The organism is Paraburkholderia ultramafica, assembly GCF_902859915.1.
In the GTDB taxonomy this organism is placed as follows: Bacteria; Pseudomonadota; Gammaproteobacteria; order Burkholderiales; family Burkholderiaceae; genus Paraburkholderia; species Paraburkholderia ultramafica.
This window is the reverse complement of the sequence record NZ_CADIKK010000032.1, coordinates 1-12,253: the sequence shown is the minus strand read 5'-3', so window position 1 is coordinate 12,253 and position 12,253 is coordinate 1. Positions and strand designations below refer to the sequence as shown.

Genomic DNA, 12,253 nt, shown 5'->3' with positions numbered 1-12,253 from the left:
TTTTCATTTTGCGTGCAGCTCGATGAATCAACTATTCGCCTCGGCGCTCTCGTTGGCGCGCCGCAACCGTTCACGGCTATTGGACAGGTGCATGCGCATGGCCGCGCGTGCACCTTCCGCATCGTGCCGGGTGATCGCTTCGAGAATGCTCTCGTGCTCGAGGTTGACGAGTGTCAGATACGCGTCCGGTTCCGCGCGCGCAATGCCGGCCGAGTCGAGCCGGTTACGCGGAATCAGCGCGCTGCCCATTTGCGTGAGGATGTCGACGAAATAGCGGTTGCCCGTTGCACGCGCGACCGAAATATGGAACTGCAGGTCCGCGTCCACACTGTCCAGCCCGTTGTGGCGGGTGGCTTCGATCGCGTCGAGCGCGGCGCGCATGCGCACGAGGTCGTCCGGCTTCGCGCGTTGCGCGGCCAGACCGGCGCACTCCGTTTCGAGACTGATGCGCAGCTCGAGGATGGACAGCACGTCGCGCAGCGTGGTGGCGGGCACCATGTCGATGCCCAGCTTCTCGCGCTGCGGCTCCAGCACGAAGCTGCCGATGCCGTGCCGCGTCTCGATGATCTTGCCGGCCTGCAAGCGTGAAATCGCTTCGCGAATCACCGTGCGGCTCACGCTCAGCGTGACCATCAGTTGTGATTCGGTCGGCAGTTTGTCGCCGGGCTTCAGCGCGTTGGTCGCGATTTGCTCGGTGACGTAGCTGACGACGAACTCGGCAAGATTGCGAGCGCGTCGTGGCGGTGCTGCGGATGCCAGTGGTGTAGCCATCGGAAACGCCCCTTGAATCGGATAGTTGCAGTTACGCTCTGCAACTCATTATACCGTCGTCTGACGACTGATTATATAAACGCCGGATCATTTTCAGCGCCGGCGCCTTACGTGGCGTCGGCGCCCGCAATAGGGCGCCTGGCGAAGCAACAATGGTGCTTGCGCAGGCGCCCGGAAGTACGATAACCGGCAGTCGGTCGGTCGGTCGATCGGTCGATCGGTCGGTGGTCGGTCGCTTAGGCGCGGCGCAGCGCGTGGCCGTGGCCGTTACGTTTGGCGATCGGGGGCAGCGCGGCGCGTGTGCGCATGAAGCGTCGCGCGCCGCCTGCCCGCGGCACAAAAAACGCCCGGCGACGTTGCCGTCCCGGGCGTTCATGACGCAGCCGTCTACGCGGCCGTCGTTCGCACGGCAGTCGGGTGTTTATCCCAGCCGTGACGCCGGCTGCATTACTGCGGGCCGAGCTTCCTGATCAGCGCGTCGAGCTGGCTCATTTCTTCGTCGGTCAGGTCGGTCAGCGGTGCGCGCACCGGGCCGGCGCTATGGCCGACCAGCTTCGCACCCGCCTTCACGATGCTGACCGCGTAGCCTGCACGGCGGTTGCGGATCTTCAGGTACGGCAGGAAGAATTCGTCGATCAGCTTGCCGACCGTCGCGTGGTCGTCCGCGGCGATCGCGCGGTAGAAGTCCATCGCGGTCTTCGGAATGAAGTTGAACACCGCCGACGAGTACACCGGCACGCCCAGCGCCTTGTAGGCCGCGGCGTAGACTTCCGCGGTCGGCAGGCCGCCGAGGTACGAGAAGCGGTCGCCCAGGCGGCGGCGGATCGTCATCATGTTTTCGATCTCGCCCACGCCGTCCTTGAAGCCGATCAGGTTCGGGCAGCGCTCTGCCAGACCTTCCAGCATATCGGCGTTAAGCTTGGAGTTCGCCCGGTTGTAGATGATCACGCCCATGTTCGGCACGGCCTTGCAGACTTCTTCGGCGTGCGCGGCGATACCTTCCTGGCAGGCTTCGGTCAGGTAATGCGGCATCAGCAGAATGCCGTTCGCGCCATGGCGCCCGGCTTCCTTCGCGTACGCGATCGCGACGCGGGTCGGGCCGCCGGCGCCGGCCAGGATCGGCACCTTGCCCTTGCAGACTTCGGCCGCGGTGCGCACGACGTTCGAATAGTCGTTGTGCGTCAGCGAGAAGAACTCGCCCGTGCCGCCCGCGACAAACAGCGCCGAAGCGCCGTACGGCGCGAGCCATTCGAGGCGCTCAGCATACGTGTCGGCGCGGAATTCGCCTTGGGCGTCAAAGTCGGTAACGGGGAAGGACAGGAGGCCTTCCGAAACGATCTGCTTCAGTTCCTGCGGTGTCGTCATGATGAGTATCCAGGCGTCGGTTTTTGAGTCGTTTGGTAGAAGTTCTCTTGAAATTGAGATTTCTTATACGTCATCGTACAACAACAAAACGGCTAACTCAACGGGGTTTCGCGGCATAATGCACGCTATAGGGGTAAATACGGAACATCCATGCAAACTTCCATGTTGTAGGATGACGTATGAATAGATGGCGCAGCAGGCGTACGACGCCATAAGGATCGATGCAATGGAACAATCTCCGCTCTACATTCGCGTTCACCCCAATGACAATGTCGCGATCGTCGTCAACGACGGCGGTCTGGGCGAGGGCGCGGTTTTCCCCGATGGTCTCGCGCTGCGCGAGCGCGTGCCGCAAGGGCACAAGGTTGCGCTGGCCGATCTGGCCGAGGGTGCCGAGGTCATCCGCTACAACGTGGTGATCGGCTACGCGCTCAAGGCTTTGCCGAAGGGCAGCTGGATCAACGAACACGTGATCCGCATGCCGAGCCCGCCGCGACTCGAAGATCTGCCGATCGCCACGATCAAGGCGCCGGAGATGCCGCCGCTCGAAGGCTACACGTTCGAGGGTTACCGCAATGCCGACGGCTCGGTCGGCTCGCGCAACATTCTCGCGATCACGACCACGGTGCAATGCGTGGCCGACGTGGTCCAGCATGCGGTCACGCGCATCAAGGCCGAGCTGCTGCCGAACTACCCCAATGTCGACGACGTGGTGAGCCTCGGCCACACCTACGGCTGCGGCGTCGCGATCGACGCGCCCGACGCGATGGTGCCGATCCGCACCGTGCGCAACATCAGCCTGAATCCGAATTTCGGCGGCGAGGTGATGATGGTCAGCCTCGGTTGCGAGAAGCTGCAGCCCGAGCGTCTGATGCCGCCCGGCACGATTCCGATCGCGGCGGCCGCGAATGTCGCCGAAGTCGCGGATATCGGCGATGTCGAAGCCGATCTGAACGGCGACGTGGTGGTGCTGCAGGACGAAGCGCACGTCGGCTTCCAGTCGATGATCGAGTCGATCATGCGGATGGCCGACGGTCATCTGAAGCGCTTGAACAACCGCCGCCGCGAGACCTGTCCCGCGTCCGATCTGGTGATCGGCGTGCAGTGCGGCGGCAGCGACGCGTTCTCCGGGCTGACCGCGAATCCGGCGGTGGGCTTCGCGACCGACCTGCTGGTGCGCGCCGGCGCGACGGTGATGTTCTCGGAAGTCACCGAAGTGCGCGACGGCGTCGATCAGCTGACGGCGCGCGCGGCCAACGCGGACGTCGCCGCGGCGATCATCCGCGAGATGCAGTGGTATGACGATTATCTGAAGCGCGGCGGCGCCGACCGTAGCGCCAACACCACGCCCGGCAACAAGAAGGGCGGCTTGTCGAACATCGTCGAAAAGGCGATGGGCTCGATCATCAAGTCGGGCAACTCGGCGATCTCCGGCGTGTTGTCGCCGGGCGAAAAGGTCCGCCAGAAAGGTCTGATTTACGCGGCCACGCCGGCGAGCGACTTCATCTGCGGCACGCTGCAGGTCGCCGCGGGCATCAACCTGCACGTGTTCACCACCGGCCGCGGCACGCCGTACAGCCTCGCGGAAGTGCCTGTGATCAAGGTCGCGACGCGCTCGGATCTGGCGCGCCGCTGGCATGACCTGATGGATATCGACGCCGGCACGATCGCCACCGGCGCGGCGTCCATCGAAGAGGTGGGCTGGGAGTTGTTCCGCCTGATGCTCGACGTCGCCAGCGGCCGCAAGCAGACCTGCGCGGAGAAGCTCAAGCTCCACAATGCGTTGACGCTGTTCAACCCGGCGCCGGTGACCTGATCGATCCGGCTGGCCCGGTGGCCGAGCTGATTCCAGGCGGATGCCGGACGGATCCAATTGCAACAACATCAACAGAGAGACATGACCGATTCGAATCTTGACCGCCCCGCGGCACAGAAACCTTTCCGCCGCCTGCTGCTTACCGGCGCAGCGGGCAACCTCGGCAGGCAATTGCGCGGCGCGCTCGCCGCGTGGGCCGATATCGTGCGCGTGACCGACATCGCGCCGCTCGGCGAAGTGGCGGCGCACGAAGAAGCGTCCGTCGTTGACCTCGCCAACCAAGCGGCGGTTCACGCGCTGCTCGAAGGCGTGGACGCGGTGATCCATCTCGGCGGCATTTCCATCGAGGCGCCGTTCGAAGACCTGCTCGAAGCGAACATCCGCGGTCTGTACAACCTGTACTCGGCGGCGCAGAAGCAGGGTGTGAAGCGCATCATCTACGCGAGCTCGAATCACGCGGTGGGTTTCCATCCGGTGACGTCGGTGGTCGACATCGACGCGCCGCTGCGTCCCGACAGCCTGTATGGTGTGACGAAGTGCTTCGGCGAATCGCTGTCGCGCTACTACTTCGACCGCTTCGGTCTGGAGACGGTGTGCCTGCGGATCGGCTCGTCGTTCGAGCAGCCGAAGACGCCCCGCATGCTTGTCACCTATCTGAGCTACCGCGACTTCATCGAACTGGTACGCTGCTCGCTGCTGACCAACCGCGTCGGCCACGCGATCGTCTACGGCGTGTCCGATAACCGCATCTCGTGGGTGGACAACACGAAGGCCGCGTTCCTCGGCTTCCGTCCGCAGGACAGCTCGGTCCAGTTCGAGCACCTCTTTCCGGTCAGCGCGCCCGACACGAAGTTCGACGATCCGACCCAGCTCTTTCAGGGCGGCCCGTTCGTGCTGGCCGGTCCGATGGAGCCGAAGCGGTGAGCGCCACGCTGAATCCGCGCGTGGAGCGGCTCGAAGGCGCGGGGCAGGCGCCCGCGGCGACGGGCGAAAGCCCGGTGTGGCGCGCGGCGGAGCAGGCGCTTTACTGGGTGGACATCCCGGCGTGCAAGATCGTGCGGCTGCGGGTCGATTCGGGCCAGCGCTCGGAATGGCGGTTGCCCGAGCAGGTCGCCTGCATCGCGTTCGATCGACACGGCACGGTGCTGGCCGGCTGCGAGACGGGACTCTTCGCGCTCACGCTGAGTGAAGCGGTGAGTGCCGCTAGCGCCGCCAGCGGCGAACCGCTCGCAACAAGCGTGCGCAAGCTCGCCGCGCCGGAGTTCGGCGCCGACGGCATGCGCTTTAACGACGGCCGTTGCGACCGGCAAGGGCGCTTCTGGTCCGGCACGATGGTGCAGAACATGGCGGCGGCCAATCCGGCCGGCGCACTGTATCGCTTCGACGCGCAAGGGGTGTTGTCCGCGCCGGTCGTCGACGCGTTGATCACGCAGAACGGCCTCGGGTGGTCGCCGGATGGCACGACGATGTATCTGTCCGACTCGCATCCGTCGCGCAGGCTGATCTGGGCGTTCGACTACGACATCGAGTCGGGCGAGCCGCGCAACCGGCGCGTGTTCGCCGATCTGCATCACCATGCGGGCCGCCCTGACGGCGCGGCGGTGGACGCCGACGGCTGCTACTGGATCTGCGCGAACGATGCGGGTCTGTTGCTGCGCTTCACGCCGGAAGGCAAGCTCGACAGGCAATTGCCGGTGCCGCCCACGAAGCCGGCGATGTGCGCGTTCGGCGGCCGCGACCTCGATACGCTATTTGTGACATCGATTCGCCCCGCAACGGGCGCGAGCGAGCACGACGGTCACCTGTTCGCGGTGCGTCCCGGCGTGACCGGGCTCGCCGAGCCTGAATTTGCAGGCGAACTGTAAAAAAGCTTGCACGAAGCAGGCGCCGGGATTCGTTTTCGCCCGGCGCCATACGCCTGAACCTCTACCGATTCATCACTCGTCGTACAACAAGTGTGGTGTAGAGACCACGGTTTGTCTGCGATTTACCTCAAGAAAACATAGCGTCGCGAGACGCTGTCCTTCTCTCCCCATTTCTCCTCTAGCTGGCACGGGGCCTTGCCATCGCACGAACTCGGTCAACTGTATCGCAGCTGCCATCCTGCGGGTAAATACTGCCTGTACAAGTCAAATAGCGTTTTATAGACTTCGTGTGTCGTCGTACAACATATAAGCCCAAACAAATTCCTTTCTAGCAAATTAGGGATTGCAGAGAAAGCGAGGCGAGCTTCTGCGCGTGCGGTCATTCGTCCGCGAGAGTCACGCCGACGTAGTCGAAGTGAAAGAAGTCAAGTTGTCTGACAGGAGTACTGAGCATCTGTGCCGGGGACGTTGCGCAGGCCAGTACGGCAATGCTCTCGCCACCCGCAAGGGGCCGCGAGTGCCGAGCCGGGAGACGCAGCAAAACCATGTCGCATCCGCAATCGATTGGATGGTCTATTTTTCAAGGAATGTCACGATGAACAAGAAGTTTGCCTCTTCCCGTGTTTCGATGATCGTCGCGGCCGCGGCGCTGGCGTTCAGTACCGTGTCGGCTGAGGCGCGCGTGTTCCGTGTTTCGGACGTGCATGGCGACACCTATCCGACCAACATGGCCGTCAAGTACATGGGTGACGAGATCAACAAGGCGACCGGTGGCAAGGATTCCGTGAAGGTCTTCGGCAACAGCGCGCTGGGTTCCGAAAACGACACGATCGATCAGGTGCGCATCGGCGCGCTGGACATGGCGCGCGCCAACGGTGCCGCGTTCAACGAAATCGTTCCCGAATCGATGATCCCGTCGCTGCCGTTCCTGTTCCGCGACATCGACCATTTCCGCAAAGTGATGTACGGCCCGGAAGGCCAGAAGATTCTCGACGCGTTCGCGGCGAAGGGCATGATCGCGCTGACGTTCTACGAGAGCGGCGCGCGTTCGATCTACACGAAGAAGCCGATCCATACGCCGGCTGACATGAAGGGCCTGAAGGTGCGCGTTCAGCCTTCGGACCTGATGGTCGACGAAATCCGCGCAATGGGCGGCACGCCGACGCCGATGCCGTTCGCCGAAGTCTACACGGGCCTGAAGACGGGTCTGGTGGACGCAGCGGAAAACAACATTCCGTCATACGAAGAAACCAAGCACTTCGAAGTCGCGCCGGTGTTTTCCGAAACCCGGCACTCGATGACGCCGGAAGTGCTGGTGTTCTCGAAGAAGGTGTGGGACACGCTGACGCCGCAACAGCAGCAGATCATCAAGAAGGCCGCGGCTGACTCGGTGCCTTACTACGAGAAGCTGTGGACCGCGCGCGAAGCCGACGCGAGCAAGACGGTCACCAAGGGCGGCGCGACGATCGTCACCGCGTCGCAAATCGACCGTCCTGCTTTCGTGAAGGCGATGCGGCCGGTGTGGGCGAAGTATGAAAAGACTCCGCAAATGAAGCAGCTCGTCGACGAGATCCAGGCAGTCAAATAAGGTTCGCGTTCCGGACCGGCAGCAGCAGTAGCGGCGGAGACAGCCTTGCAGGAAGTTCTGCGGGCCGTTCCGCCGCGCGACGTGCTGAGCCGGTTGCGTCGGGCAGGGTTGCTGAATATTAAAGACAGGTCTGTCGTGAGTAAGGACGGGGTCAATGAGTTTCTTGAAACGCCCAAATGATGTTCTCTTTCGCGTGCTGGTCGTCGTCGCATCGACGAGCCTGGCCGCGCTCTGTCTGCTGGTGATTTATAGCGTCGTGATGCGCTATGTCTTCAGCGACGCCCCCGATTTCGTCGAGCCCATCGCGTTGCTGCTGGTGATCGTGATCGCCATGTTCGGCGCGGCGCTCAAGGTTCGCGAAGGCGGCCATATCGGGCTCGATTCGCTGGTCAAGAAATTGCCGACGAAAGGTCAGACTGCTGCTGCGTGGATTCAGCATCTTTGTCTGATCACTTTCGCCGTCGCGGTTTTCTTCGGTTGTCTGGAGATGGCAATGACCACCCGGGGAGACCGGATTCCGATTCTCGGCTTGCCCGAAGCGCTGCGTTACAGCATTCCGGTCATTGCCAGCATCTGCATCGCCATGTTCTCGTTCGAGCACCTGTTGGCGCTCTTCGCAAAGAAACACAAATAGAACAATCATGGAACTTGCCCTCCTTGTGATTAGTTTTCTCGTCTTCCTCCTTCTCGGGGTTCCGGTTTCATTTGCGTTGGGACTGTCGTGCGTCCTGACGTTTCTCTATGAGGGCTTGCCGGCGGCCACCGCCATGCAGTCGATGATCTCTGGCATGAACGCGTTCTCGTTCCTCGCGGTCCCGTTCTTCATTTTCTCCGGCGAGCTGATGTTGCACGGTGGCATCGCCGACCGCATTCTGCGTTTCGCGCAGGCCACGGTGGGACATTTCCGCGGTGGCCTCGGCATGGCCAACGTGGTCGCGTGCACGCTGTTCGGCGGTGTGTCGGGTTCGCCGACGGCGGACACGTCCGCGATGGGCGGCGTGGTGATTCCGCTGATGAAGCGCGAAGGCTACAGCGCGGCCTATGCGGTCAACGTCACGACCCACTCGTCGCTGGCGGGCGCGTTGATGCCGACGTCGACCAACATGATCATCTACGCGTTCGCGGCGCAGGGCATTACCGGCACCTTGAACGGCGTGAAGATGAGCGGCGTCTCGATCGGCGATCTGCTGTTCTCCGGACTGCTGCCGGTGTTGTGGGTGATGGGTCTGGTGCTGATCGCCGCCTACTGGCAAGCGGTCAAGTACGGCTATCCGCGCCGTGCCGACGGTTCGACCGAACTGCAACGCTTCCCGGGCTGGCTGGCGGTGGGCCGCACGTTCATCGGCGCGGTGCCGGGCCTGATGGTCATCGCGATCATTCTGTTCTGCGTGGCGCGAGGCATCGCCACCGCGACGGAAGCGGCCGCGATTGCCGTGGCTTATTCGCTGATCCTGACGATCGTCGTGTATCGCTCGATGACGATGAAGAAGCTGGGCCACGCGCTGTCGAAGGCGGCCAAAACCACCGGCGTGGTGCTGCTGCTGATCGGCGTGTCGAACATGCTGCGCTTCCAGATGGCCTTTCTGGAGATTCCGGATGCGATCGAGCGCATGCTCGACGGCGCGACGGCGCTGCCCTGGCTGATGCTGCTGTACATCAACCTGATCCAGATTTTCCTCGGCACGTTCGTCGACATGGCGGCGCACATCCTGATCACCACACCGCTGTTCCTGCCGATGGCGATGCACAACGGCGTGGGTCCGGTGCAGTTCGGGATCATGATTCTGCTGAACTGCGCATTGGGGCTCGTGCACCCGCCGATCGGTTCGGTACAGTTCATCGGCTGTGCGATCGGCAATGTGTCGATAGGGGAAACCACCAAGGTGGCGTGGCCGTATTACCTGGCTATCTTCAGCGCGATCAACATTGTCACCTACGTACCGATGTTCTCGACCTGGTTGCCTGGCCTGATCAATGGGCACCCGGTGTTTTGATCTCAAATCATAAGCCCACACTCAGTGGCGCTCGCACAAGGCCGCAAACAAAGAAAAATTTTTAACAGAGGAGTAGAAATGAAAAAGGCATTGGCAACTTCGGCCTTGGGGTTGGTCGCCCTCGGCGCGCATGCGCAGAGCAGCGTGACGTTGTACGGTATCGTCGATACGGGTATTGGCTATCAAAACAGCTCGACGACGTTGAGCCCGACGACCGGCGCGGCATCGGCACGTCCGTCCCCGGGCGGCAGTTCGCAAGTCAAGATGATCAACGGCATCTGGGCTGGCAGCCGTTTCGGCCTGAAGGGCGCGGAAGATCTGGGTGGCGGCACGAAGGCGATTTTCCAGTTGGAGCAGGGCTTTAACAGCGCAACCGGCGCGCAAAGCGTGTCGGGTCTCGGCTTCAGCCGTCAGGCATGGGTGGGTGTGACGAACGGCTCGTTCGGTACGCTGACGGCTGGTCGCCAGTACACGTCGTACTACACGCTGCTGTCGCCGTACAGCCCGACCACGTGGCTGACCGGTGCATACGGCGCGCACCCGGGTGATATCGACTCACTGGATACGCTGTACCGCGCCAACAACTCGCTGGTCTACACGACGCCGAGCATCCACGGTCTGACGGTCAGCGGTTCGTACTCGCTGGGTGGCAACGCAGGCAGCTTCAGCGCCGGCCAGACGTGGAGCGTGGCAGCACAGTACCTGTACGGCCCGTTCGGCCTCGCAGCGGGTATCCAGCGTATCGACAACGCGGCGAATGGCGGCACCACGTGGAACTCCACAACGTCGAACAACGGCTCGCAGCCGGCGGTTTCGGCGATCAACAACGGCTTCCAGACGGCAGCGAAGCAGCAGCGCGTTGCAGTGACGGGCGGTTACGCGTTCAGCTCGCAGTGGGACGTTTCGTTCGCTTACTCGAACGTGCAATACGCTCCGGGCGTGAACTCGTTCTTCCACGGCACCGCGATCTGGAACACGGGTGGTGCCGTGCTGCACTGGAAGCCGTTCACGGCGCTCGACCTGGCCGCTGGCTATAGCTACACCCGTGCGACGGAATCGAACGGCATCACGAGCGCGGCAACGTACAACCAGTTCAACCTGGCGCAGTACTACTCGCTGTCCAAGCGTACCGGCCTGTATGCGCTGGAAGCGTATCAGCGTGCTAACGGCCAGACGCTCGCTGGCAACGGCAGGTCGATCATCGACGCAACGGCAAGCATCGGCGACGCTCAGAACGGTTCGCCGTCGTCGTCGCGCAGCCAGGTTGCTGTTGGCGTGGGTATCATCCACAAGTTCTGATCGGGTAGCGTAGTGGCGGCGTAGCCGGCGTTTCCGGCGTTTCGTTATGCCGCCACGGCAACGCGTTGTAGATAAGCGTTGTTGAGCAACAACAGCTGCGCGCGCCACGCGCGCAGCTTTTTCGGCGATGCGCGGCCTTCCGGCAGCGCGCGCGTTGGCCCGACCAGCGCGTTCAGCTACGTCAACGCCACCATCGGCAAGTCCGCGAACTTCGCGTCGGCAACCGTCTCCGGCATCGCGATAGTGGGGGTGCGCATGCGTTCCGACGCGTCACGCAGCAATTCCGTTGTGTTCAGTTCGGCCGCGATCGCGTATAACGCGCACGACCCGTCCATCCGCATCGTTTTCGCTTCGATCAGCGCGTCGGGCGGTTGCTCGCGTTGCTGTCCGCACGCGCGCTCGACTGCCTGCGCGCTCAGGCGTCGGCGTCCGACCACAAACGCCCACCCGTGGCCCAGTTTTCGCGTTTCACGTCGGTGAGAATGATGTCCACCGAGTTCGGTTCGACGCCGAGCGAGTCGCATGTCGCTTTGGTGATGGCTTCGACGAACTGGCGTTTCTGTTCCAGCGAGCGGCCTTCGAAGAGTTCGATATGAAACGTGGGCATGGCATGACTCCGTTGAGCAATGAGATCGAGTTTGGTGTGATGCGGATTCAGTCGCGATAGCTGCGATCGAGCCGGTCGAGCTTGCGCAGCAGCGCAGGCCATTCGAGCGCGCCTTCGATTGCGCCGCCGTCGTACAGTTGTTCGGCCGTGCGTGCGGCGACCGCGTCGTTCGGCACCACGAGTTCCGTGCCGCATGCTTGCGCTTGCAACTGGATCTCGCATGCCTTGAGCAGCGTGGCCATCAGCACATAGGCTTCGGCGACCGTGCGGCCGGCCGTCAGTGTGCCGTGATTGCGCAACAGCATCGCCGGTTTGTCGGCGAGATGCGCGACCAGGCGTTGGCCTTCCGCCGGTGTGAACGCGAGGCCTTCGTAGTCGTGATAGGCGAGCTGGCCGTAAAAGCGCAGCGCGTGTTGCGAGGCGGGCAGCAAACCGGCCGGCTGCGCGGAAACTGCGACGCCCGCCGTGTTGTGCAGATGCATGACGCAGAACGCGTCGGCGCGCGCCGCGTGGACGGCGGCGTGCAGCGCGAAGCCGGTTGCGTTCACCGCGTAGTTGCTTGCGCCTACGAGGTTGCCGGCGATGTCGATCTTTACGAGATTCGATGCGCACACTTCGTCAAATGCAAGGCCGAAGGGATTGATCAGGAAGTGGCCGGGTTCACCGGGAACGCTGGCTGAGATATGCGTGTAGATCAGATCGTCCCAGCCGTTATGCGCCGCGAGGCGATAGGCGGCGGCCAGGTCGACGCGGGTCTGTTGCTCCGCGTCGGAGAGCGGGCCGGACTCGGCAATGCGGCCGGCCGGTGTGTGGGTGAAGGACATGATTTTCTCCTGTGTCGACCAGAGTTGGCGCTTTAGCGCTTACTCTGGTCCCATGCAGAGCGGTCGACCAGAGTTGGCGCTTTAGCGCTTACTCTGGTCCCATGCAGAGCAGTCGACCAGAGTT

The 12,253-nt window shown here is 62.9% G+C and carries 12 protein-coding genes; 7 read left to right on the top strand and 5 right to left on the bottom strand.

From position 1 onward, the window contains the following. Positions 1-27: 27 nt before the first annotated feature. Together HV744_RS27610 and kdgD are read right to left on the bottom strand one after the other, a co-directional pair. Positions 28-771 carry a FadR/GntR family transcriptional regulator gene (locus HV744_RS27610; protein ID WP_175152542.1) on the bottom strand — a complete coding sequence of 248 codons (744 nt, stop codon included), beginning with the start codon at positions 769-771 and terminating at the stop codon, positions 28-30. 447 nt (positions 772-1,218) lie between these two features. Beyond that, positions 1,219-2,136 carry a 5-dehydro-4-deoxyglucarate dehydratase gene (gene kdgD, locus HV744_RS27605; protein WP_175152541.1) on the bottom strand — a complete coding sequence of 306 codons (918 nt, stop codon included), beginning with the start codon at positions 2,134-2,136 and terminating at the stop codon, positions 1,219-1,221. Positions 2,137-2,362: 226 nt separating this feature from the next. Between kdgD and garD the strand changes: the two genes are divergently transcribed. From garD to HV744_RS27570, 7 genes are all read left to right on the top strand, one after another. Further along, on the top strand, positions 2,363-3,952 hold the full coding sequence (gene garD, locus HV744_RS27600; RefSeq protein ID WP_175152540.1) for a galactarate dehydratase: 1,590 nt from the start codon (positions 2,363-2,365) through the stop codon (positions 3,950-3,952). A gap of 81 nt (positions 3,953-4,033) precedes the next feature. Beyond that, on the top strand, positions 4,034-4,876 hold the full coding sequence (locus HV744_RS27595) for an NAD-dependent epimerase/dehydratase family protein (RefSeq protein ID WP_175152539.1): 843 nt from the start codon (positions 4,034-4,036) through the stop codon (positions 4,874-4,876). After that, positions 4,873-5,817, top strand: coding sequence for an SMP-30/gluconolactonase/LRE family protein (locus HV744_RS27590; RefSeq protein WP_175152538.1), 945 nt, complete (start codon positions 4,873-4,875; stop codon positions 5,815-5,817). The genes HV744_RS27595 and HV744_RS27590 overlap by 4 nt, the downstream gene beginning before the upstream one ends. 595 nt (positions 5,818-6,412) lie before the next feature. Then, complete coding sequence (locus tag HV744_RS27585; RefSeq protein WP_175152537.1) at positions 6,413-7,405, top strand: TRAP transporter substrate-binding protein; 993 nt, start codon at positions 6,413-6,415, stop codon at positions 7,403-7,405. Positions 7,406-7,559: 154 nt separating this feature from the next. After that, a complete protein-coding gene (locus HV744_RS27580) occupies positions 7,560-8,039 on the top strand; it encodes a TRAP transporter small permease (RefSeq protein ID WP_175152536.1) in 480 nt (159 codons plus the stop codon). A gap of 7 nt (positions 8,040-8,046) precedes the next feature. Further along, positions 8,047-9,399: a TRAP transporter large permease gene (locus tag HV744_RS27575; protein WP_175152535.1), complete on the top strand. Its 1,353-nt coding sequence runs from the start codon at positions 8,047-8,049 to the stop codon at positions 9,397-9,399. Positions 9,400-9,477: 78 nt separating this feature from the next. Next, on the top strand, positions 9,478-10,698 hold the full coding sequence (locus HV744_RS27570; protein ID WP_175152534.1) for a porin: 1,221 nt from the start codon (positions 9,478-9,480) through the stop codon (positions 10,696-10,698). A 176-nt stretch (positions 10,699-10,874) separates the two neighbouring features. On the opposite strand, the gene HV744_RS27565 is transcribed toward HV744_RS27570, so the two are convergent. Genes HV744_RS27565 through HV744_RS27555 form a run of 3 tightly spaced genes read right to left on the bottom strand, consistent with a single transcriptional unit; the run spans position 10,875 to position 12,129 of the window. Then, entirely contained in the window at positions 10,875-11,135 is a 261-nt protein-coding gene (locus HV744_RS27565) for a hypothetical protein (RefSeq protein WP_175152533.1), read from the bottom strand. Then, the gene (locus HV744_RS27560) at positions 11,114-11,305 is read right to left on the bottom strand and encodes a 4-oxalocrotonate tautomerase (protein WP_175152532.1); all 192 of its coding nucleotides are present in this window, start codon (positions 11,303-11,305) and stop codon (positions 11,114-11,116) included. The genes HV744_RS27565 and HV744_RS27560 overlap by 22 nt, the downstream gene beginning before the upstream one ends. A gap of 47 nt (positions 11,306-11,352) precedes the next feature. Next, the gene (locus HV744_RS27555) at positions 11,353-12,129 is read right to left on the bottom strand and encodes a class II aldolase/adducin family protein (RefSeq protein ID WP_175152531.1); all 777 of its coding nucleotides are present in this window, start codon (positions 12,127-12,129) and stop codon (positions 11,353-11,355) included. Positions 12,130-12,253 lie beyond the last annotated feature (124 nt).